The organism is Novosphingobium sp. (assembly GCF_024642085.1).
Lineage (GTDB): Bacteria > Pseudomonadota > Alphaproteobacteria > Sphingomonadales > Sphingomonadaceae > Novosphingobium.
The window spans coordinates 1-23,672 of record NZ_JAHEBV010000021.1 but is presented as its reverse complement, the minus strand read 5'-3'; the positions used below and the strand labels follow the sequence as shown (position 1 = coordinate 23,672).

Annotated in this window: 24 protein-coding genes; 18 read left to right on the top strand and 6 right to left on the bottom strand. The window is 62.6% G+C overall.

Annotated features, from left to right (window positions below; all coding sequences use genetic code 11):
* Nucleotides 1–45: 45 nt before the first annotated feature.
* Genes Q0L62_RS09785 through Q0L62_RS09775 form a run of 3 tightly spaced genes read right to left on the bottom strand, consistent with a single transcriptional unit; the run spans nucleotide 46 to nucleotide 3,931 of the window.
* Nucleotides 46–468, bottom strand: a complete 423-nt coding sequence (locus Q0L62_RS09785) for a YdbL family protein (RefSeq protein ID WP_296679297.1) — start codon at nucleotides 466–468, stop codon at nucleotides 46–48.
* Nucleotides 468–740: a YnbE family lipoprotein gene (locus Q0L62_RS09780; protein WP_296679295.1), complete on the bottom strand. Its 273-nt coding sequence runs from the start codon at nucleotides 738–740 to the stop codon at nucleotides 468–470. The genes Q0L62_RS09785 and Q0L62_RS09780 overlap by 1 nt, the downstream gene beginning before the upstream one ends.
* Nucleotides 737–3,931, bottom strand: a complete 3,195-nt coding sequence (locus Q0L62_RS09775) for a YdbH domain-containing protein (protein WP_296679293.1) — start codon at nucleotides 3,929–3,931, stop codon at nucleotides 737–739. Before Q0L62_RS09775 ends, Q0L62_RS09780 begins: the two co-directional genes overlap by 4 nt.
* A 64-nt stretch (nucleotides 3,932–3,995) precedes the next feature.
* Here Q0L62_RS09775 and radC point away from each other — a divergent pair, with 64 nt between their 5' ends.
* Together radC and Q0L62_RS09765 are read left to right on the top strand one after the other, a co-directional pair.
* A complete protein-coding gene (gene radC, locus Q0L62_RS09770; RefSeq protein WP_296679330.1) occupies nucleotides 3,996–4,688 on the top strand; it encodes a DNA repair protein RadC in 693 nt (230 codons plus the stop codon).
* Nucleotide 4,689: 1 nt separating this feature from the next.
* The gene (locus Q0L62_RS09765) at nucleotides 4,690–5,394 is read left to right on the top strand and encodes an NRDE family protein (protein WP_296679292.1); all 705 of its coding nucleotides are present in this window, start codon (nucleotides 4,690–4,692) and stop codon (nucleotides 5,392–5,394) included.
* Here Q0L62_RS09765 and Q0L62_RS09760 read toward each other — a convergent pair.
* Nucleotides 5,391–6,746, bottom strand: a complete 1,356-nt coding sequence (locus tag Q0L62_RS09760) for a glycoside hydrolase family 125 protein (protein WP_296679290.1) — start codon at nucleotides 6,744–6,746, stop codon at nucleotides 5,391–5,393. The two genes, Q0L62_RS09765 and Q0L62_RS09760, sit on opposite strands and share 4 nt — an antisense overlap.
* Nucleotides 6,747–6,932: 186 nt before the next feature.
* On the opposite strand from Q0L62_RS09760, the gene Q0L62_RS09755 reads away from it, so the two are divergent.
* The 12 genes from Q0L62_RS09755 (at nucleotide 6,933) to Q0L62_RS09700 (ending at nucleotide 17,087) form a co-directional block, all read left to right on the top strand.
* On the top strand, nucleotides 6,933–7,619 hold the full coding sequence (locus Q0L62_RS09755) for a VOC family protein (RefSeq protein ID WP_296679288.1): 687 nt from the start codon (nucleotides 6,933–6,935) through the stop codon (nucleotides 7,617–7,619).
* Nucleotides 7,620–7,891: 272 nt separating this feature from the next.
* Nucleotides 7,892–9,205 carry an adenylosuccinate lyase gene (gene purB, locus Q0L62_RS09750; RefSeq protein WP_296679286.1) on the top strand — a complete coding sequence of 438 codons (1,314 nt, stop codon included), beginning with the start codon at nucleotides 7,892–7,894 and terminating at the stop codon, nucleotides 9,203–9,205.
* A 15-nt stretch (nucleotides 9,206–9,220) separates the two neighbouring features.
* The gene (locus Q0L62_RS09745; RefSeq protein ID WP_296679283.1) at nucleotides 9,221–10,210 is read left to right on the top strand and encodes an alpha/beta hydrolase; all 990 of its coding nucleotides are present in this window, start codon (nucleotides 9,221–9,223) and stop codon (nucleotides 10,208–10,210) included.
* Between the two features lie 18 nt (nucleotides 10,211–10,228).
* A complete protein-coding gene (locus Q0L62_RS09740) occupies nucleotides 10,229–10,552 on the top strand; it encodes a DUF1049 domain-containing protein (protein WP_296679281.1) in 324 nt (107 codons plus the stop codon).
* Nucleotides 10,549–11,226, top strand: coding sequence for an orotidine-5'-phosphate decarboxylase (pyrF, locus tag Q0L62_RS09735; protein WP_296679279.1), 678 nt, complete (start codon nucleotides 10,549–10,551; stop codon nucleotides 11,224–11,226). The genes Q0L62_RS09740 and pyrF overlap by 4 nt, the downstream gene beginning before the upstream one ends.
* Nucleotides 11,227–11,288: 62 nt before the next feature.
* The gene (locus tag Q0L62_RS09730) at nucleotides 11,289–12,041 is read left to right on the top strand and encodes an SIMPL domain-containing protein (RefSeq protein ID WP_296679278.1); all 753 of its coding nucleotides are present in this window, start codon (nucleotides 11,289–11,291) and stop codon (nucleotides 12,039–12,041) included.
* A gap of 48 nt (nucleotides 12,042–12,089) precedes the next feature.
* Nucleotides 12,090–12,734 (top strand): phosphoribosylanthranilate isomerase, encoded by a 645-nt coding sequence (locus Q0L62_RS09725; protein WP_296679275.1) that lies wholly within the window; start codon nucleotides 12,090–12,092, stop codon nucleotides 12,732–12,734.
* A 4-nt stretch (nucleotides 12,735–12,738) separates the two neighbouring features.
* A complete protein-coding gene (gene trpB / locus Q0L62_RS09720) occupies nucleotides 12,739–13,947 on the top strand; it encodes a tryptophan synthase subunit beta (protein WP_296679329.1) in 1,209 nt (402 codons plus the stop codon).
* A complete protein-coding gene (locus Q0L62_RS09715) occupies nucleotides 13,944–14,138 on the top strand; it encodes a hypothetical protein (RefSeq protein WP_296679273.1) in 195 nt (64 codons plus the stop codon). Before trpB ends, Q0L62_RS09715 begins: the two co-directional genes overlap by 4 nt.
* Complete coding sequence (trpA, locus tag Q0L62_RS09710) at nucleotides 14,138–14,917, top strand: tryptophan synthase subunit alpha (protein ID WP_296679270.1); 780 nt, start codon at nucleotides 14,138–14,140, stop codon at nucleotides 14,915–14,917. The genes Q0L62_RS09715 and trpA overlap by 1 nt, the downstream gene beginning before the upstream one ends.
* Nucleotides 14,918–14,923: 6 nt before the next feature.
* Nucleotides 14,924–15,772, top strand: coding sequence for an acetyl-CoA carboxylase, carboxyltransferase subunit beta (gene accD / locus Q0L62_RS09705; RefSeq protein ID WP_296679268.1), 849 nt, complete (start codon nucleotides 14,924–14,926; stop codon nucleotides 15,770–15,772).
* Nucleotides 15,773–15,779: 7 nt separating this feature from the next.
* On the top strand, nucleotides 15,780–17,087 hold the full coding sequence (locus tag Q0L62_RS09700; RefSeq protein ID WP_296679267.1) for a folylpolyglutamate synthase/dihydrofolate synthase family protein: 1,308 nt from the start codon (nucleotides 15,780–15,782) through the stop codon (nucleotides 17,085–17,087).
* Here the strand turns inward: Q0L62_RS09700 and Q0L62_RS09695 are convergent.
* Nucleotides 17,065–18,750, bottom strand: a complete 1,686-nt coding sequence (locus tag Q0L62_RS09695; protein WP_296679265.1) for an MFS transporter — start codon at nucleotides 18,748–18,750, stop codon at nucleotides 17,065–17,067. The genes Q0L62_RS09700 and Q0L62_RS09695 overlap by 23 nt on opposite strands.
* A gap of 48 nt (nucleotides 18,751–18,798) precedes the next feature.
* Here Q0L62_RS09695 and Q0L62_RS09690 point away from each other — a divergent pair, with 48 nt between their 5' ends.
* The 3 genes from Q0L62_RS09690 to rsmD are packed head-to-tail and all read left to right on the top strand — an operon-like array spanning nucleotide 18,799 to nucleotide 21,384.
* On the top strand, nucleotides 18,799–19,971 hold the full coding sequence (locus tag Q0L62_RS09690) for an aromatic ring-hydroxylating dioxygenase subunit alpha (protein ID WP_367183284.1): 1,173 nt from the start codon (nucleotides 18,799–18,801) through the stop codon (nucleotides 19,969–19,971).
* A gap of 31 nt (nucleotides 19,972–20,002) precedes the next feature.
* Complete coding sequence (locus tag Q0L62_RS09685; RefSeq protein ID WP_296679263.1) at nucleotides 20,003–20,833, top strand: pseudouridine synthase; 831 nt, start codon at nucleotides 20,003–20,005, stop codon at nucleotides 20,831–20,833.
* Nucleotides 20,830–21,384, top strand: a complete 555-nt coding sequence (gene rsmD / locus Q0L62_RS09680; protein ID WP_296679261.1) for a 16S rRNA (guanine(966)-N(2))-methyltransferase RsmD — start codon at nucleotides 20,830–20,832, stop codon at nucleotides 21,382–21,384. The genes Q0L62_RS09685 and rsmD overlap by 4 nt, the downstream gene beginning before the upstream one ends.
* Here the strand turns inward: rsmD and Q0L62_RS09675 are convergent.
* Complete coding sequence (locus Q0L62_RS09675) at nucleotides 21,350–22,612, bottom strand: MFS transporter (protein WP_296679260.1); 1,263 nt, start codon at nucleotides 22,610–22,612, stop codon at nucleotides 21,350–21,352. The genes rsmD and Q0L62_RS09675 overlap by 35 nt on opposite strands.
* 191 nt (nucleotides 22,613–22,803) lie before the next feature.
* On the opposite strand from Q0L62_RS09675, the gene Q0L62_RS09670 reads away from it, so the two are divergent.
* Nucleotides 22,804–23,672: ATP-dependent helicase (locus Q0L62_RS09670; RefSeq protein WP_296679259.1), on the top strand; the 869-nt coding region annotated here is incomplete at its 3' end.

The window sequence follows — 23,672 nt, the reverse complement described above, 5'->3', positions numbered from 1 at the left end:
CGGTGACGCAAAGGGGCCTTGAATGCCATCACAAAGCTCAGGCTGTTACGGACAGCGGCTGTCGCGCAGCGGCGCCCCGGCACCGCGGGTCTGCCACGATCCGTCAGGGGCCTGGTACTTTTCACCGGCAACCGTGCGGGCAATCGCCAGACAGCCCGATGTGAATGCGTATTCTTCAACCGTTGCGTTGTTGGCCTGTGCTTTTTGCGCATAGACCGCCTTGCGCTTGATGTTGAGGTCTTCGATGACGTGGCGCAATTCTGCGCTGGGCGCCGTGGGGAAGCCCAGATAACCGTCGGTCTTTTCGCCAACCTGACCCGACGCGCGGGCGGCGGCATAGGCCGGGTCGCGCGACTGGGCGGATGCGGGGGCAGTCGCCGTGAGGAGCGCGAGCGCCAAAGCGCCGGCGCCAAGCGTCAACGGGCTGTGCTTCGTGTTCGAACGGGCCTTCATTACTGCAAACTCCATCAGAAAATATCTTTGTTTTCATCGATCGTGTTCCCGGCATCGGCCGCGAGACGATAGATAACCTCTTGCTTGATGTTGATATTGAGCTCGATCACGATCGGCTTGTCCGGTGCATTGACCGAAACACATCCGCCGAGCGCCACCGCGCCGCCTGCCAACACCCCTAGCGCGGCCTTCGCCCGCCAGGTTGACCGGTCCGGCCCTGATTGCTTCCCCTGCATGGGCAAGGTTGTCGCAATCCTGGCGCGATTGGTCAATTGAAGGCTGTTCATGGCGGTGTCCTGCTGTCTGAAGGCTGAATATCATTCGATTTTTTCGGTTCCGGGTTGGCAACCGAAGGCGCCAGCACTTTACCGTCCTTGTCGATCAGGCCCAGTTCACGCGGATCGCGCAGGGCCTTGGTATCGTAAAGCGAGCGAAACGTGCCGACCAGTTTCTGGAAGGGTGCGCGCACGTTCAGGTTGAACTGGATCGGCAGCTTGGCGAACCGTTGGGTAATGAAATTGCGTTTCGCGCCCGTGCCTTGCGTCACCCCGTCAAACCGCACGCGGGTGACGATTTCGCCTTCAAGTTCGCCGTCCATGGCAATCTGCATCCGCTTGTAATCGAGCGAGCGCAGCGCCTGAAAGGCGAAGTTGGCCATGGTGCCAAGGTCTTTGTAAGTCAGTTCCCCGACGTAGGATACATTGCCGCCGGGCGGGCGCGAAATCAGCATTCCGCCTTCGATCCGGCCACCGTTTTCGTCAAACACCAGCGGCAGAGTGCCGTCGAACTTGCCGCTGGCGGAAATGTTGGCAAGGTTCATCCGCTCGACAAAGCGGCCCGCCTCGATCCCCACAACCTCAAGAGTGAACCGCCGCACGTCCGCCGTGCCGAGCACAAAACCGGTTTCGCGCAGGCGCAGTTCCCCATCCAGGAACGGCCAGGTCGCGCCGTTGACCCGCAAACGTAGTCCCCGTTCGAGCTGGAACGATAGCTCGCCGTCATTGGCTTCGATGCCTGGATTGATCGAAGCAAAGCGCAGTTTCTGGTCCGGCGCGGTTTCAAGGCCAAGCAAATCGCTGAAGTAGATGGTTCCGGATGTTCCCTTGACCGGCCCAAATGCAGCGGCGAAATCAAGATCGTTGGTGTGAAACTGGCCGGTGCTGGTCACTTTTCCGCCCTGCCAGTCAATCCGCCCCGTGCCATCGACCGTGCCTTCGGCGTTGGCTATCACGCCAAGGGCCAGGGTAGTCAGCGTGGTCGGCTGCATCGTGCGATCGAACACCAGCCCGGGAATGTCGAGATCGGCAAAACCGCGTTCGGTATCCAGATCGTGAACGATATCGGCGGTGACGACATGCCGGTCGCTGCGCGGTTCGCGCAGGATCGCATGGGCGCGGAACGTGGTGCTGTGCAGGGAAAGCGTGGCATCGCGGGCGATCAGCGGGCGAAACCGGTCATCGACCTCGCGGTCTTCGACACGCAGGGATGCGCCGCCAATTGCCAGATCACCGCCGCCAAAGCGCCAGTTGCCCGCAGCATCAAAGATATCCAGCGGCACATTCGCCAGTTTGAATTCGGTCCCGGCAAAGGTGCCGCTGCTGATCTGCCCCAAAGTGCCGCGCACATTGGCGATTTTGAGCGAGGTCTGCTGGTCGAGCGGGCCAAGAGATGCATCAATATTGCGCACCGACAGCGCTCCGGGCCAAGCCACGCCGACTGCACCGGTACGCAGGCGAACCGGTGTCGTCCCCAGCTTGCCGCTGAGATTGAGCGAAGGTGAACCAGCTGCAAAGCGAGTGCCGCGCGCATCGCTGCGCAAAATTGCACCGTCCGGCCCCGGACACAGCACAATCTCGCGCTTGTCCAGGCTGAGGTTGCTGATCGCGAACCGGTCAAACCGCACCGGCGTGCAGCTGCGCCAGACTGACGCACCGCGCTGGCGCGACCAGGTGCCATCGATTGGCAGGATCAGGTTCTGCGCGATCCCGCCGGGCAGACGCCCGGTCAGCTGGGCCTGCCCGGCGAAACCCAGTTCGCCGCCCGGGCGCTGGACCAGCGCCAGTTGCGGCACAGCAAGGCGGGTATCGCCCGCCCGGTAATCCTGCATTACGAACCGGCCCAGCGTGGTGCCGTTGCCCTGCGCCTCGATCCGGCCCTCTATGCGGGGCAAACCCGGCCCGCCGGTAGCCAGATTACCCACGAACTGGGGTGATCCCTTGCCAGCTGTAGTAAGCTGGAAACGCGATACGGCGATCAGGTCTGCCCCGCTTGTGCCGCGCAAGGCAGCGCGCGGGACCAGCAGGCTGGTAACCTGGCCAGTCTGCCGGAAGACATAACTTGCCGAGAGCGCGCTTGCCCGCCCTTCCCGCGAAAGCGCTGCGCGCATCTGCGCCGCGACGGGGGCGATCAGCGTGTCCTTGCCCGCCGTTTCGGCATCGGACAGTGCTTTGTCCAGCACCGGGGTGGGCCGGATTGCGGTTCCGCTCAGGCCGCCGTCAGCCTCTATCGCGGCAAAATGATCGCGCGTGCGCACCATGCCTTCAAGCCCAAGCGCGCCTGCTGCACCATAGGTTGACTGAACCTGGTTCGCAGCAAGATCATAGCGTGCTGTAAGATCGCCCGCAGCAAAGGCAAAGTCACCCTTGCCGGTTGTAGCGGCGGCTTTGATCCCTGCTGCGGCAAGACTGGCCAGCTTTGCATCATAAGTGCCGGAAAAACGGTCAAACTTCTCTGTCGTTTCAACGGTTAGCTGCAGTGCCGCCGCGCGCGCAGCCACGGCTTGGCCGGGGCAGTTCAGCAAGGCAAAACGCAGCGGCCCGGTGAACGCAGGCTTGGCGGCAATCACCTTGATCGATCCGAATGCACTGGCACCCTCGGCGTTGCAGCGTCCGATGGCCAGCTTGGGCGCAACTGCCGCCAACATCCCGATGAAGCCGTTGCGCAGGTTGCCAGTGCCGTCAGTCTTCAGTCCGATGACCCCATAATCGCTGTCGATCCGGGCGCGGCCGTCCACCACCGTCAGGTTCAGGTCTGGAATGCCGCTTGTCTTGCCCGTCTTGCGGAACAGAACCTTGTCCAGCGATCCGAAGCTGATCACGCCCTGCTTGAAGCTGCCATAAAGCCGCGGCTTCATCAGGGTTACCGTTTCCAGCGTCGGCACTCCGAAGCGCGGGGAAATCTGCACGATGGCACGTTCAACCGTCATGTCGGGATGCCCGGGATCGCCGATGACGATGTCTGTCAGGATCTGACGGCGCGTGCTGATCTTCTGGATCTTGTAAGTGGCGGGCAGGCCCAGATCACTAAGCTGCCCGGCGATTATGCGGTTGGCGATGCCATAGCGCTGCCACCAGACCACGCCGATCACGACAAGGCTGACCAGTGCGATCAGGCCAAGCGCGATCGCCAGGCACGAGCGCCGACGCGGCGCCGGACCTTCGATTATCAGCTCGGCAGGTTCGCCATTGTCGTCGGACATCGCCCTACCCTTGCGCGCTGCGCCGGTGAAAGGCAAGGAAGGCCAGACCAGCCGGGGAGCGGAAGTGACTGACAAGCCAAGCGAAGCGCACGACCACGCCGGCCACCGCGCCCGGCTGCGAACGCGTGTGCTTGATGGCGGCGAAGGCGCGCTGGCCGATCATGAACTGATCGAATACCTCCTGATGACCGCCATTCCCCGGCGGGACATGAAACCCCTTTCCAAAAGCCTTCTCAAGCGTTTCGGTTCCCTGGCCGGGGTATTCAATGCCGATGCCAAGGCCCTGATCAACCACCCCGGCATGGGCGAGACCAGCGCCGCGGCGATCAAAATCGTGGCCCAGGGCATGCGGCGGCTGGCCCGCACCGGGGTGCAGGAACAGCCAGTGCTGGGTTCGTGGCAGGCGCTGATCGATTACCTGACGATCGACATGGCCCATTTGACACATGAACGGGTCCGTATTCTGTATCTCGATGTCCGCAACCGCCTGATCCTCGATCACCTGCTGACCGACGGCAGCATCGACGAGGCAGCAATCCACCCGCGCGAAGTGGTCAAGAAGGCGCTCGACCTGGGGGCCAGCGCGCTGATCCTGGTCCATAACCATCCATCCGGTTCACCCGAACCCAGCCGCGCCGACATCCAGATCACCAACCGGATTGCCGAAGCGGGGCGGCTGCTGGGCATCACGGTCCACGATCACGTGATCATCGGCAAGGAAGGCCATGTCAGCCTGAAAGCCAAGGGGCTGGTGTGACATGTGCGTAGCTGCCATCGCCTGGGCCGCGCATCCCGCATGGCGTCTGGTCGCCATCGGCAACCGGGATGAGTACCACCAGCGTCCCACTGCCCCGCTGGCCCGGTGGGATGATGCGCCGATCCTGGGCGGGCGCGATCTGCAGGCAGGCGGAACCTGGCTGGGGGTGAGCGAGGGCCGCTTTGGCCTGGTCACCAACCTGCGCGTCTCCGGGTACCCGCGCGCAGATCTGACATCGCGAGGGGCGCTGGTTTCGGACTGGCTGCAGGCGCGCGAACCCGATGGGATCGCAGGGATGAACCCGTTCAACTTGTGGCTGGCCGATACAGACCGGCTGCGCTTTGTTTCAAACCACCCCGACATCCATCATGTAGAGCTGGCGCACGGCATCCACGGCCTGTCGAACGGTGCGCGGGGCGATCGGTGGTTCAAGACTGCGCGGCTCGAAGCGGCGCTGGAGAACTGGCTGGCCAGCGATCACGATCCTGCGGATTTATTCGCCGCCCTGGCTGACCCGGTCTCGCAATCGGGCGATCCCGAAGACGCTTTCTCATCCGTGTTCATCCGTCATCCGGATTATGGCACGCGCTGTTCAACCGTGGTGCTGATCGGCCGCGATGGCACGGGCTGGATCAGCGAACGCCGGTTCGGTGCTGACGGCGCGGCGACCGGCGACACAGCCCTGGATTTTACCTGGCCGGTTTAGCTGTACTGCGCCGCCAGCAGATGCGGCCGTTCGTTTGCGACCTTGACCACCAGTTCACCGAACAACCCGTTGACCCAGGCAAACCAGGCGCGGGTAAACCGGGCCGGATCGTCCTTGTCGAAGGCTTCGTGCATGAAGCCGGTCCCGGCGTGGCTGGCGCGCAAGGTCTTGAGGCTCCACGCGATCACCGCGTCATCATCACTGGAAAGCGCACGCACGATTATCCCCATCGGCCAGATCTGTCCTTCGCCGATATGCGGCCCGCCCACCCCTTCGGCTGCGCGCCCGGAAAAGAACCACGGGTTGGCCTCGCTCCACACCGCCTGCGCGGTCGTTTGCCACAACGGATAATCGGCCGGAAGGCAGCGCAGATAGGCCAGTCCCAGCAACGACGGCACGTTGGCATCATCCATAAACAGATGGTTGCCGTATCCGTCGGTTTCATAGGCAAAAACCTGGCGTCCGTCGGGCAGCACCATCGTGCCGTGGGCCATGACCGCCGCCTCAACCTCTGCCGCCAGGGCGGCGGCGTCAACCGCCAGGGCAGGCTCATTCAGCAGCGATCCGGCCATGGCCGCCACTTCTCGCAAGGTTGCCACGGCGAACAGGTTGCCGGGAATGTTGCAGGGATAAGTGCAGGCATCGTCTGACGGGCGGAACGCCGAATGGATCAGCCCGGTCTTGCGGGTCGGTACGCCGATCCCGGCGAGCGTCGTTTCGGTCGGCTGATCGCTGCGCCGCTGGAACCGGTACGGGCCCGGCCCTTCCTTGCGCTGCTGGGCGCGGAACGTGGCAACGATGGTCTTGGCGGCTTGCACGAAGGTCGCGTCATAAGGCTCGGTATCGCCGGTCGCGTGCCAGTAATCGTGCGCCAGCCGCAGGACATAGCACAGCGAATCGACCTCCCACTTGCGCTCGGCCACCCCCGGTTTCATCTCGGTCCGGTCGCTCGTCGACCAGCTGAGCGACGTTGGCGCCGCCGGGTCTTTCATAAAGGCGTTGGCATAGGAATCGATCAGCACGCAGCGCGCGTGGCGGCGGATCAGCCCGCGAAACAGCCTGGTCAGCGGCGCGTCATCCTTGGCCAAGTGCAGATAGGGCCGCAGCTGCGCCGCCGAATCGCGCAGCCAAAGGCAAGGAATGTCACCCGTGATGACAAACGCATCGTCCTTGCCATCGACCGTGCCCAGGCGAACCGTGGTGTCGAGCGTATTGGGAAAGCAGTTGGCGAACAGCCATTTCAGTTCCGGATCGGCGATCAGCGCGGAAACGCGGTCAATCTCGCGCTCTGCCGCCGTGCTGACAAACATGCGCGCAGCGGCCGCCGGACGGTTGGATGTGAACATCGGCATCTCCTGTGCGCGCAGTCCCCGCGGCATCAGCGCAAGCGCTGCGCCAGCGGCCATGAACGAACGGCGTGTTGTGACGGCGGATCCCACTGCGCCCCTTGGTGGCCGCTCGGCGCGAACAGCGCAAGGCCCGGCTGGCAATCCGCGACCGGGCGGACTAGCGTGATCCCGAAGCGAAGGAGCGCGCACATGAACGTCCAGCACCCCGATGGCATCCACCACATCGCGATCATGTCGGCCGACATGAAGGCACAGCTGACCTTTTTCACGCAGGTAATGGGTTTCCCGCTGGTCGGACTGTTCGACATGCACGGCGTTCCGGGCGGCAAACACGCCTTCCTGCAAATGGCGGATGACAGCTTTTTCTCGGTCGTCGAAATGGACGGGATCGCTGAAATCCCGTCAACCATCGGCATCACCCATGCCGGCACCGGCGCGGGCAAGTGCGCGGCGGGCGTAACCCAGCACATCGCCTTTCGCGTGCCGGATGAGGCCGGCCTGACCGGAATGCAGAACCGCATCCGCAGCCACGGCGTTGCCGCCATCGGGCCGATCGGTCACGGCTTTTGCAAATCGATCTATTTTGCCGGGCCCGAGGGGCTGACGCTGGAAATCAGTTATGCGGTCAGCGCTGTCGATCCGGCGCGCTGGGTCGATCCGGCCGTTCTGGCGCAGTGCGGCTTTTCGGCAGAAGAAGCCCAGGCCATGCTGAACCCCGCGCCGTGCAGCGCGGCCAGTCCGGTGCCGCAGCCAGCCTACGACGAGGGCAAGCCGCAGCTCGCCTATCCGGTCGCTACACTGAAGGCGATCCTGGGCGCGCCCGACGCAGCCATTACAATGCAGGGATCGTACAACGACCCGCCGGTGCCGGCATAGGGCGCTGCCCTTTCCTACACGGGGCGAAAATGGCACTTTTGAAGGCATGGAAACATACTTGTCCGCCCCGTTTGATCTTCTGAGAGCGCGCGCCGCGCTTTGCCCTTGCCCGCGCAAATTGACACCAGGTGTCTTGCCCGGTTTTTTCGCGCAGGACCCTGTGATCTTGGTGTGAACATGTTCAGCAAAACCCCCAGCGAAGATTAACCGCCCTTGCCTTTGCCCGCCCCTCCCCTTAGCGGCAGCGGCATCAATCCAAGGAGTCTGCCTGCATGGTCCCCCGTTACGCCCGTCCTGCCATGACCGCGATCTGGGAGCCGGAGGCACGCTTCCGCATCTGGTTCGAGATCGAGGCGCATGCGACGCAAAAGCTGGGCGATCTTGGCGTAGTGCCAAGCAGCGGGGCAAAAGCCTTGTGGGACTGGTGGGCAACCCAGCCCAAGATCGACGTCGCCGCGATTGACGCGATCGAAGCGGTGACCAAGCACGATGTTATCGCTTTCCTCGATTGGGTAGCCCAACAGGTCGGTCCCGAAGCACGCTTCATGCACCAGGGCATGACCAGTAGCGACGTGCTGGATACCACGCTGTCGGTGCAGCTGGCCCAGGCAAGCGATCTGCTGCTGGCCGATCTCGACGATCTGCTCGCCGCCATCAAGCGCCGCGCGATGGAGCACAAATACACCCCGACCATCGGCCGCAGCCACGGCATTCATGCCGAACCGACCACCTTTGGCAAAAAGCTGGCCGAGGCCTATGCCGAGTTCTCCCGCTGCAAAGCGCGCCTGCAGAGCGCCCGCGCCGAAGTGGCCACCTGCGCGATTTCGGGCGCCGTTGGCACCTTTGCCAATATTGACCCGGCGGTTGAGGAATACGTTGCGCAAAAGCTTGGCCTCACCGTCGAACCGGTCAGCACGCAGGTGATCCCGCGCGATCGCCACGCCATGTTTTTTGCCACGCTGGGCGTGATTGCCAGCAGTATTGAACGCCTTGCCACCGAGGTCCGCCATCTGCAGCGCACCGAAGTGCTTGAGGCTGAGGAGTACTTCTCGCCCGGGCAGAAAGGCTCGTCAGCCATGCCGCACAAGCGCAACCCGGTGCTGACCGAGAATCTCACCGGCCTCGCCCGCGTGGTGCGTTCTGCGGTAACTCCCGCCTTGGAAAATGTAGCCTTGTGGCATGAGCGCGACATCTCGCACTCCTCGGTCGAACGTTTCATTGGTCCGGATGCAACCATCACGCTGGACTTCGCCCTCGCCCGCCTGACATCGGTGATCGACAAGCTGGTGATCTATCCTGAACGGATGCAGCGCAACCTCGACAAGATGGGCGGGCTGGTCCACTCGCAGCGGGTGCTGCTGGCGCTAACTCAGGCGGGGCTTGAACGCGACGCAGCGTACCGGCTGGTCCAGCGCAACGCGATGAAGGTGTGGGAATCGGACGGCGCGCTGAACCTGCTCGACCTGCTCAAGGCCGACGAGGAAGTCACCGCCGCCTTGCCAGCCGCCATGCTGGATGAAAAGTTCAACCTCGATTATCACTTCAAGGCGATCGACACGATCTTCTCGCGCGTTTTCGGGGAATGACACAAAGGGGCGGTTATGAAGCGGGCACTTAAATGGATACTGGGCCTGCTGCTGCTGGCCGTCATCGCATTGTTCGCCTGGGGCTATTCGCCCGATACCGATCCGGCGGCGATGAAAGCCAAATATGCCAGTGCGGCGTCGCAGTTCGTCGACGTTGGCGGCGGGCTGACCATGCATGTCCGCGATGAAGGCAAACAAGACGGACCGGTGCTGGTGCTGCTCCACGGCTCGAACGCCTCGCTCCATACCTGGGAACCCTGGGTGGCGCGGCTGGGCGGCAAGTACCGGATCATCAGCCTGGACCAGATCGGCCACGGACTGACCGGACCCAACCCAACAGGGCAGTATGACAGCGCGGCCTTTGTAGGCACGCTGGACGCGCTGCTCACCAAGCTGGGCGTGACCCGCTTTGCCCTCGCCGGCAACTCGATGGGCGGCTATGTCGCGTGGGAATACGCGCTGGCCCATCCCGGCAAGCTGACCCACCTGGTGCTGGTTGACGCGGCCGGGCCGCCGCAGGATCCCAGCAAGAAGCTGCCGATCGGTTTCCGGATTGCCCAGACGCCCGGCTTGAACAAGCTGGCCCTGATCATAACGCCGCGTTCGGTATTCGAAACGTCCCTTCGCCAATCGGTATCGAACCAGGCCATCGTCACCCCCGCCGCAATCGACCGCTATTGGGAACTGAACCGCTATCCCGGCAACCGCAAGGCGACCGGACTGCGGTTTGCCGGCTACAGCGGCCGCGAAGCCAATGTGGGCAGGCTGGGAGAAATCAAGACGCCGACGCTGATCCTGTGGGGCGCCGAAGATAAACTGATCCCCGTCAGCGGCGCAGACTGGTTTGCCAAGGCCATCCCCGGCGCGCAAAAGATCGTCTATCCCGGCATCGGTCACTTGCCGATGGAGGAAGCGGCAGACCGCAGCGCTGCCGATCTTGACGCATTCCTGTCGAACCCCTTTCCTTCGCCCGGCAAACTGCCTAGCCTTGGACCGAACGGCTAAGGATCTGGAGAGCTCCGCATGCAAATAATCCGCACCATCGTCTGGGTTCTGGTCTTGGTTGCACTGCTGCTGTTTTCGCTGAACAACTGGCAGACTGTATCGATCAAGATCTGGGAAGGCCTGATCCTGGACACCAAGTTGCCGGTGCTGGTGATGCTGTCCTTCCTGCTTGGCCTGCTGCCGATGTGGCTGCTGCACAAGGGCGTGAAATGGCGTTTTTCCCGCCGGATCAACGCGCTGGAAAACTCTGTCCGGGCCGCGGCAGTCTCTACGCCGGTTGCTGTTGCCACGACCACCCAGCTTGATGCCGCCGCAGCCGATCCGCAATCGCCGGCGCCATGAAGACCAATCCGGTTTATCTCGCGCTTGATTTTCCGCGCCTCGAAACGGCCGAGGCAGTGGCCCGCAAGGTCAAGGATCACGTCGGCGGGCTCAAGCTGGGGATGGAGTTCTTTTACGCTCATGGCCATCACGGCGTTCACGAAATCGCCAAGATCGGCCTCCCGTTATTCCTCGACCTCAAGCTTCACGATATTCCCAACACAGTCGCCGGGGCAATGCAGGCGGTCCATGTGCTGGAACCGGCGATTGTCACGGTTCATGCCAGCGGCGGTCAGGCGATGATGGAAGATGCCAAGGCCGCGGCTGGCGAACATTGCAAGGTTGTCGCCGTCACTTTGCTGACCAGCCTTGATGAAGGGGACATGGCCGCAACTGGCGTGGGCGGAAGCGCGCATGACCAGGTGCTGCGTCTGGCCGATCTGGCACACAAGGCCGGGCTCGACGGGATCGTGTGTTCCGGCCACGAAGTTGGTGCAGTCCATCACCAGTGGAAGGACGGGTTTTTTGTGGTTCCGGGCCTGCGCATGACCGATGGCAAGACCGGGGATCAAAAGCGCACGGTCACCCCGCGCCAGGCGCGCAACGATGGGGCCAGCGTGCTCGTCGTCGGCCGCCCGATAAGCCGCGCCGAAGACCCTGTCGCCGCTGCCCGCGCGATCGAAGCGACCCTGTAGTTCACCGCAGCGAAAGCACGGCCTGCCCACAAGGTGCGCATCTGCCGCCAAGGAGCAATCATATGAAGCCGTTCACACTCGCTCTTGCCGCTTCGGCGCTTGCCGCAGCAACCCTCGCTTCCGGAAGCGCCATGGCCCAGTCAGCATCATCCGTACCCGTGATCGCGCGGGGCAGCACGCTGCTGACTGTGTCGGCCGATGGACGCAGTACACGCACTCCCGATCTTGCCGTTTACAGCGCCGGGGTAACCACCCAGGGCCGCACGGCGGGTGAAGCGATGGTCGCCAATTCCGCCGCGATGAACAAGGTATTTGCCGCGCTGAAGCAGGCTGGAATCGCCGACCGCGATGTCCAGACCAGCAACATCAACCTCAATCCCGTCTACGGCCAGCCGATGATGGGGCCCAACGGGCAGGTGATGCAGGAACCGCGGATCATCGCCTATCAGGCCAACAACTCGGTCTTGATCAAGCAGCGCAACCTGAAAGCAATGGGCGGCGTGCTCGATGCGCTCGTCAATGCCGGGGCCAACAACATCAACGGGCCCAGCTTCCAGATCGACAACGCCGATGCTGCGCAGGACGAAGCCCGGGTTGCCGCAATGACCAAGGCCCGCGCCCGTGCCGCGCTTTATGCCAAGGCAGCCGGCCTGCGCGTGGTGCGGGTGATTTCGATCAGCGAAGGTGGCGGCTATTCCCCGCCGATGCCGGTGATGTACGCCAAGGCGGCGATGGCCGATGCAGCGCCGCCGGTTGCGGTGGGAGAAGTTGAAAGCGCGATCAGCGTGACCGTGCAATTCGAACTTGCCCCCTGATCCAGTGAACACTTGACCGGTGGGCATTGCGCGCTAACCCGCAGCGCCATGCCCGCTCCCCTGATCAAGATCTGCGGCCTGACCGAAGCCGCAACGCTGGAAGCAGCCATTGCCGCGCGGGCGGACTATGCCGGGTTCAATTTCTGCCCGCCATCGCCGCGTTACCTTAACCTTTCCAGCGCGCGCGATCTGGGTGCGCGGGCGGCGGGAAGGATTGCCAGGGTGGGGCTGTTTGTCGATGCCGACTTTGGCGCCATCGGTCAGGCTGTTGCCGCCTGTTCGCTGGATGCGCTGCAACTGCATGGCAGTGAGACGCCGGACGCTGTCGCTGCTCTGAAACAGCAACACGGCTTGCCGGTATGGAAAGTGATCCCGGTAGCCGGCGCAGATGATCTGGCCAAGGCCGCGCGCTATGCCCCGGTCGCCGACCTGATATTGCTTGATGCCAAGACGCCCAAGGGCGCGCTGGCGGGCGGGCTCGGCCTGCGGTTCGACTGGTCGCTGCTGGCGGGGTGGAAAGCGCCGGGACTGTGGGGCCTGGCCGGCGGGCTGAACCCCGCCAACGTGGCCGAAGCGGTGCGGATCACCGGCGCGCCGCTGGTTGATTCGGCTTCGGGCGTTGAGAGCGCGCCCGGGGTCAAGGATGTGGACTTGATTGCCGCCTTCTGCCAAGTGGCGCGAAACGCTGGATGACATGATGAACACCGCCAATTCCTTTCGTACCCAGCCTGACGAGCGCGGCCATTTCGGTCAGTTCGGCGGGCGGTATGTCGCCGAAACGCTGATGCCGCTAATCCTCGATCTTGAACGCGAGTATACCGCGGCCAAGGCCGATCCGGCGTTCCAGGCCGAGTTTGACGACCTGCTGGAACACTATGTCGGCCGCCCCAGCCCGCTCTACTTCGCACCGCGCCTGACCGAAGTCCTCGGCGGCGCGCAGGTCTGGTTCAAGCGCGACGAATTGAACCACACCGGCGCGCACAAAATCAACAATTGCATCGGCCAGATCCTGCTGGCGATCCGCATGGGCAAGACCCGGATCATCGCGGAAACCGGCGCAGGCCAGCACGGCGTTGCCACGGCCACGGTCTGTGCGCGCTTCGGCCTGCCCTGCACGGTGTTCATGGGCGCGACCGACGTGGCGCGCCAGGCCCCCAACGTGTTCCGGATGAAGCTGCTTGGCGCAGAGGTGCGCGCCGTGACGGCGGGCGCTGGCACGCTCAAGGATGCGATGAACGAAGCGCTGCGCGACTGGGTCGCCAACGTCCACGATACCTTCTACATCATCGGTACCGCCGCTGGCCCGCACCCCTACCCCGAACTGGTCCGCGATTTCCAGTCGGTGATCGGCAAGGAAGCCCGCGCGCAGATGCTCAGCCGCACGGGCCGCCTGCCCGACCTGCTGGTCGCGGCGATCGGCGGGGGCAGCAACGCGATCGGGCTGTTCCATCCGTTCCTCGACGATATGGATGTGAAGATGCTTGGCGTCGAGGCGGCAGGACATGGGCTCGACAAGGAACACGCCGCCAGCCTTGCCGGCGGACGTCCCGGCGTGCTTCACGGCAACAAGACATACCTGCTGCAGGATGAAGACGGCCAGATCACCGAAGGCCACTCAATCAGTGCCGGGCTCGACTATCCCGGGATCGGCCCCGAGCATGCCTGGCTCAAGGAAGTTGGCCGGGTTGATTACACCAGTGTCACCGACACCGAGGCGCTGGAAGCCTTCCAACTGCTCTGCCGCACCGAAGGGATCATCCCCGCGCTTGAACCCGCCCATGCGATTGCGGCAGTCCAGAAGGTCGCGCCGACCATGCCCAAGGATGCGATAATCCTCGCCAATCTGTGCGGGCGAGGAGACAAGGACATTTTTTCGGTTGCCGATCATCTCGGAGTTAAGTTGTGACCTTTCCGACGCCCGCCGTCATCAACAGGTTTTTGCTTGTCGTCCTGGGAGTCCTTCTGGCTGATAAGCTGGCCCGCGTTGCTCTTTTTGACGGCGCGCGGGAGGATTTGGGTGGTCTTGATGTGGTGGTAGCCATCACTGTAGCCGTCGTCGTGGCTGGCAGCTGGCTGCGGCGCTCGACCTCGACCTGATGACCCGCCTCTCCGCCGCCTTCGCCAAGCCGCACCCGGCGCTGGTCTGCTTCGTCACCGCAGGCGATGGCGACACTTCGGCGATCCTCGACGCACTCGTCTCCGGCGGGGCCGACGTCATCGAACTTGGCATGCCGTTCACCGATCCGATGGCCGATGGTCCGGCGATCCAGCAGGCCAATTTGCGCAGCCTGGGCGCGGGGACCACCACGGCGGACTTGTTCCAGATCGCGTCCGACTTTCGCGCGCGCCACGCAGAAGTACCGCTGGTGCTGATGGGCTATGCCAACCCAATGATCACGCGCGGGCCAGAATGGTTCGCGGAACAGTGCGCCAAGGCCGGGGTCGACGGGGTGATTTGCGTCGACATTCCGCCCGAGGAAGACGGCGAGCTTGGCCCTGCATTACGCGCGGCGGGGATCAGCCCGATCCGGCTGGCCACACCAACCACCGACGCCGCGCGGCTGCCGGCGGTGCTCGATGGTTCGTCGGGATTTCTGTATTATGTCTCGGTCGCCGGAATCACCGGGATGCAACAAGCTGCCCAGGCTTCGATCGATGAAGCAGTCGCGCGGATCAAGCGGCACGCCACCATACCTGTCGCGGTTGGCTTCGGCGTGCGCACACCCGAACAGGCCGCTGCGATTGCCCGGGTGGCGGATGGTGTGGTGGTTGGGTCGGCGCTGGTCGATCTGGTCGCGCAGTACGGCGCCAGTGCGGCTGGGCCGGTTCGTGAACTCACTGCAGCGCTTGCCGCCGCGATCCACAGTGCTAGGTAAGCCCGCATGAGCTGGATCGATCGTGTTCGCAAAGCGCTACCGTTTCAGGACAAGCGCGACACTCCTGACAATTTGTGGACCAAGTGTCCCTCCTGCAGCGAGATGTTGTTCACCAAGGAATACGAGGAAAACCTGAGCGTGTGTCCCCGCTGCGAGCATCACGGCCGGATCGGTGCCGATGCTCGGCTGGACCAGCTGCTCGACCCGGGCTTCACAGTGCTGGCAAGCCCCAAGGTCAAGGAAGACCCGCTTAAGTTCCGCGATCAGAAGAAGTATCCTGACCGGCTCAAGGCCGCTCGCGCCGCCAACCCGCATCCCGATGCGCTGACCAATTCGGCTGGCAAGATTGATGGCCATAATGTTGTTCTGGGCGTGCAGGACTTTGCCTTCATGGGCGGATCGATGGGCATGGCCGTGGGGGCGGCATTCGTTGCCGGGGCCGAGCGCGCGATCAAGGACAAGTGCGCCTATGTCATCTGCACGGCGGCCGGGGGGGCACGGATGCAGGAAGGCATTCTGTCGTTAATGCAGATGCCCAAGGCGACCGTGGCGATCAGCCGCCTGAAGCGCGCCGGCCTGCCCTATATCGTCGTACTGACCGATCCGACCACCGGCGGCGTCACTGCCAGTTACGCCATGCTGGGCGACGTACAGATTGCAGAGCCGGGTTGCCTGATCGGCTTTGCCGGGCAGCGAGTGATCCAGGACACGATCCGCGAGAAATTGCCCGAAGGGTTCCAGCGCGCTGAATATCTGTTGGCCCACGGCATGATTGACATGGTCGTGCCCCGCAAGAACCTCAAGGCGACGCTCGCCAGCGTGCTCGACTACCTGGGCGCGGCACAGGCGGCCTGAGCCGCAAATGCGCGATTTCGCCGTTTCCGACGATCCGCGTGTGCAGGCGCAGCTCGACCGGCTGGGCGCGCTCAGCTTGCCGCAAGGGCGGATCGGACTGGAGACTATCCACGCACTGCTGGCGCGGCTGGGCAACCCGGAGCGGGCGCTTCCGCCAGTTTTTCACATTGCCGGGACTAACGGGAAGGGCAGCACCTGCGCCTATCTGCGGGCCATGCTGGAAGCCGCAGGACTGCGCGTCCACGCAGCGACCAAGCCGCATCTGGTGCGCTATAACGAGCGGATCCGGCTAGCCGGTAAGCTAATCGCTGACGATCTGCTGGCCGATCTGCTGCGCGAAGTACTTGACGCCGGAGAAGAATTGGCCCCCAGCTTCTTCGAGGTTACTGCGGCGGCCACCTTCCTTGCTTTTCAACGCATACCTGCCGATGTCTGCGTGATCGAGGTTGGCCTAGGCGGCCGATTCGATGCGACCAACGTTCTGGACGCGCAGGCCGCCTGCGGCATCGCCAGCTTGGGCATTGATCACGAGGCCTTTCTGCTCGTCCCCGAATCCGGCGTGCCCGGCGATCCGCTGTGCCGCATCGCCTTTGAAAAGGCTGGAATCGCCCGCCCCGGCGTACCGCTCGTGACGCAGGCTTACCGCCCCGACGTGACCAAGACCGTAATCGATCATGCCATGCAGGTCGGCGCCAAAACGGCGATTCGCGGGCTGGATTGGGACGCCGAAATCGACCTCGGCATCGCCTACCGCGACCGTTTTGGCATTCTCGATTTGCCCCTTCCTGACCTTGCCGGAAGCCACCAAGCTGATAACGCCGCGCTGGCGGTGGCCATGCTTCGTCACCAGTCGCACTTTACAGTTTCGACAGAAAGCATGGCCAAAGGTATTCGGACTGCGCGCTGGCCTGCACGGTTGCAGCCGCTGGGCAAGGGCCCGCTGACAGATCTGGTGCCCGGTCGGCAAGTTTGGCTGGACGGCGGACACAATCCCGATGCGGGCCTCGCCATCGCGCGCTATTTCGAAGGGGCGTCGCCCCTCCATCTGATCACCGGGATGCTTTCAAGCAAAGATCCGGCAGCCATCGTCGCCCCTTTGCGCGGCATGCTGCTTAGCCTCTCGGTCGTCCCGGCACCCGGGCACGATGCACACCGACCCACCGATATTGCTGCCCACGCCGACATCCCGGTGCGCCCCTTCGCCGATGTACCATCCGCACTGCAAGCCTTACCGCAAGGCGGGGACGTGCTGATTGCAGGATCGCTATATCTGGCCGGGGAAGTCCTTCGGCTTAACCAGGAACTTCCCGACTGAGTCGATTGGCCCGCACTGCTCGGTTCCATTCGACCAGCGCGAACAGGATCGCAAGGGCTCCGGCCAAAGCGGTCCATCGGAAGACGGAGGCGTAACCGATCTGGTCGATTGCTTCGCCGGCAATCCCGCGGCCCAAGCCACCGATAAGGAAGGTCAACGAGGAGAGCAGCGCATATTGGACTGCCGTATACTGCTTGCTGACGATGCCCGAAAGATAAGCGACAAAGGCCGCCCCGGCGAGGCCGGTCGAGACGTTTTCGAAACTTATCGCCAGCAGCAGTCTGACCATGCGTGCATCGAACCCGAATTGAGAGAACAGCCAGTTAAGGCCGATCGCATCGCCGACCATGTCAATGTGCCGCCCGCCTTCTGCCAGATCGGCATAAACGAAATTGCCTAGTACCGGCAAAATTGCGCCGATCAGGATCGTAGGCATGCGGCCGATCCGGGCAAACAAGAAACCGCCCAGGCTGATCCCCAGCATAGTCATGAAGATGCCAAATACCTTGGAGGCGAAGGCCACTTCGTCCTTGGTATACTTGAGCTCGTCGAGGTAGAACGGAAAGGCAAAGCTGCCCCAGATATTGTAACACAGCGTGTAGGTCAGGATCATTCCGACAACGCCCAACACAGCCCAGCCAAGACGCCCCGACAGTTCTGCCAGCGGCGCGACAAGCGCGACGTAGAGGTGATTTGCAGCAGTTCGGCCGGCTGAATGATGATCGTCCTGTTCGGTCAGAACAGAGTTGTGATGCCCTTTGAGCCAATTGGTTCCTGCTGCCACCATAAGTGGTACCACAACTGTCGCGACCACGATCCAGGGCGCGTAATGCTTCGTAAAATCGGCAACCGAGGGCGGCGCGGTGCCAGGCGCGACGAGCAGCATACTCAGCATGAAATGCAAGATGGTAACAATGGCCCAGGCCCAGCTGGCTCCGACAATTGCCAAAGCCAAGATACGCGTTTGCGGCTTCAATTCACCCACACGGGCAAGATCGGCGTGAAGCTTGCCTTTTTCCGGCCTTTCGGTATCCGGCGCGCGCAGAGTAACCAGCAGCATAAGTAGGACGAGACACGCCATCAGACCATAAACTGCCCCCCAGCTCATCCGGGCCGCCAGAACCAGCGCCAGGGCGCCGCCGACGATAGACGCAATACGGTAGCCGAACTGATAGATCGGGCTCAGCAGTTCAACCGGAGTGACTTCGTCCGCAACATCAATGCGCCAGGCATCCACCGCCACGTCCTGCGTCGCCGAAGCCAACGCCGCCAAAAAGGCAAATAGGGCAAAAGTCCCGATAGAGGTTGCGGGATTTGTCATGGCAAGCCCGGCAAAGGCAAGCGCCATCACCAGCTGGCAAAAGAAAATCCAGCTCTTACGGCGACCAAGCGATTCCAGCACCGGCAACGGCAAACGATCAACCAATGGCGACCACAGGAACTTGAATGAATAGGATAGGCCGATCCAGCTCAAAACGCCGATAGTGGCCATTTTGACGCCCACCTCGCCAAGCCATGCGTTTAGCGTTCCGATCAGCAGCGCATATGGCAGGCCTGACGAAAAACCGAAGCCTAACATACACGCCGACTTGCGGTTCTGGAGTGCGATACGCAACAATTTGAAGCCCTTGGGGCGCTCGACTTTAGGTGTGTCGGCGGCCATGCGATCCCTTTCCGTTGATTTGGCGCGAACGTAGCGCACAAATACGCTATGACCAGTCTTATGGAGAGGACTTCCACGCTTGCCTCCCGGTCTCCGACCGTTCCGCAGCTCGCTCTGGCGCGGCAGATCGCAGATGGGTGTGCACGTCCCACCCACGGGATCACTAAAGTACCGGCGTCTGTTTATACCGATCCGGCGCATTGGACACGCGAAAAAGCCGCGTTGTTCGGGCACTTGCCGCAGGTACTGTGCCCTTCATCTGTCATCGCCAATCCTGGGATGAGCGTGACGCACGATTCCTCCGGAAAGCCATTGCTGATCACGCGCGATGCTGGCGGCGCCGTCCACGTGTTTCTAAACGTGTGCCGTCACCGCGGCACGCGGCTGGTCGAAGGACAGGACGTTGTTTGTGGCAAACGGCTGACTTGTCCTTACCACGCCTGGACCTATGCGTTAGACGGACGGCTGCTCGCACTGCCTCGTCCCGAAACGTTTCCTGGACTGAACAAAAGTGATCATGGCCTGATAGAACTGCCCAGCTGCGAAGCGGGTGGACTCATCTGGTATGCGCCGGGCAATCAGGCAGATTTTTCGCTCGCTCGCGAACTGGGCAAAGATTTCGATGCCTTCGCCATGCGCGATCATCACCTGTTCGCCCGCGCCACGCATGACGTTGCTTCCAACTGGAAGCTCATCATGGATGCATTCCTGGAAAGCTACCACGTTACCCGCTTGCACGCTCAGACCATTGGCCCGTTCTTCAAGGACGGCGTATCAAGTGGCGATCAGGTCGGCCCGCACCAGCGCAGTCTGGTCTGCCGGGCTGAAGAGCTGCAGGGCGTTGACCTGTCAGACATGGAAGCGCTGCGCCGGATCGGTACCTTTGCCTATCAACTGTTCCCGGCGACCGTCATTGTCATAAGTCCCGATTATATAAACGTCATGGCGTTGTGGCCGCAGAAACATGACCGCACCTTGGTCGAAGACTTCATGCTGATCCCCGAAAAGCCGAAAACAGATAAGGCGCGCGACCATTGGCAGCGCTCGTGGGAGCTGCTTGACGGCGGCGTCTTTGCGGGCGAGGATTTCCGCGCCGCTGCTCTCGGCCAGCAGGGGCTTGAAAGTGGCGCAATCAGCGAACTGACCATTGGTACGCTGGAAGGCGGCATCAGACGCTTCCACGAAATCTGTCAGGAACAGATCGCCTCTACAAAGGGGTGACGCCGCGGCAATGCTGGCGTAAGGGCGCGCGATGACTGCACCCGCCGACACACCCCGCTCCGGTGATCGCATCGCCAAGCTGCTTGCCCGCGCCGGCATAGCCAGTCGCCGAGAAGTGGAACGGATGATTGTCGATGGCCGTGTGCGGATTGGCGACGCGGTCGTGACGACGCCCAACACGGTGCTGACCAATCTTAAGGGGGTCACAGTCGATGGCAAAGCGGTAAAGGCGGCCGAACCACCGCGCCTTTTCATCTTCCATAAGCCGTCCGGGCTGATCACCGCCGAACGTGACCCCGCCGGGCGCCCGACAATCTATACTGCGCTGCGCAACGCCCTGCCCGCTGACGCACGCCGGGTCATGCCGATTGGTCGTCTCGATTTCAACACAGAAGGGCTGCTGCTGTTGACCAATGACGGCGGGCTCAAGCGCACCATGGAACTACCATCGACCGGCCTGCCCCGGACATACCGCGCCCGCACTTTTGGTGAGGTGACCCAAGACCAGCTCGACGAACTTATCGAAGGGGTCGAGATCGAAGGCATGCGCTACGGTAAAATCAACGCCAACATGGAGCGCAGCACTGGGCGAAACCAATGGATCGAAGTGACGATCACAGAGGGTAAGAACCGTGAAGTGCGCCGCGTGTTGGAGTACCTCGGGCTTGAAGTGAGCCGCCTGATCCGAACCGTTTACGGGCCGTTCGAGTTGCTCGACCTGCCGCGCGGCGCGGTGGTAGAAGTCCGCCAGGTCGAAGTAGAACGCTTTATGCGCGGGCTTAAGCAGCCCGGCGTACCGGCTGAAGCCCGCCCCTCGCACGAACACGCGCGCAACCGCGTGCTTCGGGATCGCCGCCGGTGAGGATTGTCGCGGGCGAATGGCGCGGGCGCAAGCTGCAGGCCCCTACAGGCGAAACGACCCGCCCCACCTCAGACAGGACTCGCGAAACGCTGTATTCAATGCTGGTCAGCCGGATCGGCACCTTTGAGGGCCTCGCTGTGGCAGATTTATTCGCTGGATCGGGCGCGCTGGGATTTGAAGCTTTGTCGCGCGGCGCGGCGACATGTCTGTTTGCCGAACAGGACCCTGCGGCAATCCGCGCCCTGCGCGCAAACGCCGCCGCTTTGCGTGCCGCGGATCGCTGCGATGTGCGGGCCGCATCGGTTATGATGCTTGGACCGCTCAAGGCGCCGCTCGATCTTATCCTTCTCGATCCGCCCTACGGTTCGGGCGCAGGTGCAGTGGCGCTCGACAAATTGGTGCGATTGGGCTGGATCGGCCCGGCGACCTGGATCAGCCTGGAAACGTCCGAAAAAGAGGTGCCGCAGGTCAAGTCTCTGAAGCAGGTGGCCGAACGCAAGGTCGGAAAAGCGCGGCTTACCCTGCTTCGGTTGCCGGGCGCGCCAGGCTGACACCCAGCACGGTCAAAGCACCTGCTGCGACCAGCAGATAGCCGATCTGGCTGCCGTAACCCGCGTCGTTCATCGCTTTGGCCAGCAGCGGCGTGACCGCCCCGCCCACGATACCTCCAGCATTGAACGCCACCGAGACGCCGCTGTAGCGTACCGACACTGGGTAGAGCGTGGTCAGCCACCCGCCGAGCGGACCATAAACGAAGCCCATCACGAACAGCGCCCCCGCCAGCGTCAGGAAGACCGAAAGTGTACTGCCAGCAAGCCCTTGCGAATACAGCAAGCCGACGCCGACCGTGGCCACGGCCCCGCATAAGATGACTTTTCCCGCACTTGACTTGTCGGACAACCAGGCGGCGACCAGAATGCCCAGCGCGAGGAGGCAGTTCGCGCCAAGCTGCAGGGTCAGAAACGTCTCGCGCGGATAGCCCAGCTGGCGCGTTCCGATATCGAGCGCAAAGGCAGTGGAAAGGTAGAACAGCGCAAAGCAGGCAACCACGCCCGCGCTGCCGGCCAAAACCGCGCCGCCATGATCACGCAGCAAGGCAAGTAGCGGCACGGGCGGAGGTGGCGCCCGGTCAAGTGCTTCGCGAAACTGCGCGGTCTCTGCGATATTGAGCCGTACCCAAAGGCCAATCCCGACCAGGATCGCGCTTGCCAGAAACGGCACCCGCCAACCCCATGCAAGGAAATCCTCATCGCTGAGCCACAGGCCCAGCAACAAAAAGAGCCCGTTGGCTGCCAGGAAGCCCAGCGGTGCGCCGAGCTGCGGTGCAGCGCCAAAACGGCTTTCCCATCCCTTGGGCGCGTTTTCCGTCGCGAGCAGAGCAGCCCCGCCCCATTCACCCCCGAGGCCCAACCCTTGGCCAAACCGCAGAATGCACAGCAGCAGCGGCGCATACACCCCGGCATCGGCATAGCCCGGCAGAAACGCCACAAGCAGCGTCGATGCCCCCATTAGCAGAAGCGAGGCGACAAGGGTGGCCTTTCGCCCTACCCGATCGCCGAAATGGCCGAAGACCACTGCCCCGATTGGCCGGGCGATGAACGCCAGACCGAACACCATGAACTTGGCAATCCCCTGCACTTCAGGAGAGCTTTTGGGAAAGAACAGCTCGCCAAAAACCAGCGCCGTCGCGGTGGCAAACACATAGAAATCGTAGAACTCCACCGCTGTGCCAGTCAGCGATGCGGTCAAGATGCGGCGGTGCTGTCGAAGCGGGTTCATCGCGATGCAGGTTGAGGCGCGGCGCGGCACTGTCAAACGAAAAGGGCGCCGGCGAAACACCGACGCCCTTTAAGGCGACCCTTGAAATGGGCTCGTCGTGCTTCAGCACGGACAGGTAATCAACACACGAAACCCCAAACAGTTCCACTCTGCGGTTGCGCCTTTGTGCCGCGTTCCCTAACTGTTCGCATGTGTCCCCCACCGACGACTCCTCTGACGACGCTCTGCTGCAGGGGCTAAACCCGCCTCAACGCGAAGCCGTGTTGGCGGTTGACGGCCCGGTTTTGATGCTGGCCGGCGCCGGGACCGGCAAGACAGCGGCACTGACCACGCGGCTGGCTCATATCGTGCGCAGCCGCCGCGCTTGGCCCAGCGAAATACTGTGCGTCACTTTCACGAACAAGGCTGCGCGTGAAATGAAGGAACGGGTAGGGCAGCTGGTTGGTCCCGCTGTTGAAGGCATGCCTTGGCTGGGTACGTTCCATTCAATTGCGGCCAAGCTGCTGCGCCGCCATGCCGAACTGGTGGGGCTGCAATCCAACTACACAATCATCGACACTGACGATCAGCTGCGCGTATTGAAACAGTTGATCCAGGCCGAAGGGCTAGATGAAAAGCGGTGGCCCGCGCGGGGTCTGGCGCAGTGTATCGATCGCTGGAAAAACCGGGGGCTCAATCCGCAAGATCTCGATGCCGCGGAAAACGAAAGCTACGCTAACGGCCAGGGGCAGAAGTTCTACCGGCTGTATCAGGAACGGCTAAAGACGCTGAACGCCTGCGATTTCGGCGATCTGCTGCTGCACATGCTAAACGTTCTGCGGACCGAACGGACAGTGCTGGAACAGTACCAGCAGCGTTTCAAATACATCATGGTGGACGAATACCAGGACACCAACCAGGTCCAGTACCTATGGCTGCGGCTGCTTGCCCAAGGGCACCGCAACATCTGCGTCGTAGGCGATGACGACCAGTCGATCTATTCATGGCGCGGCGCAGAAGTGGCCAATATCCTGCGCTTTGAAAAGGATTTTCCTGGCGCCAAGGTTATCAAGCTGGAGCA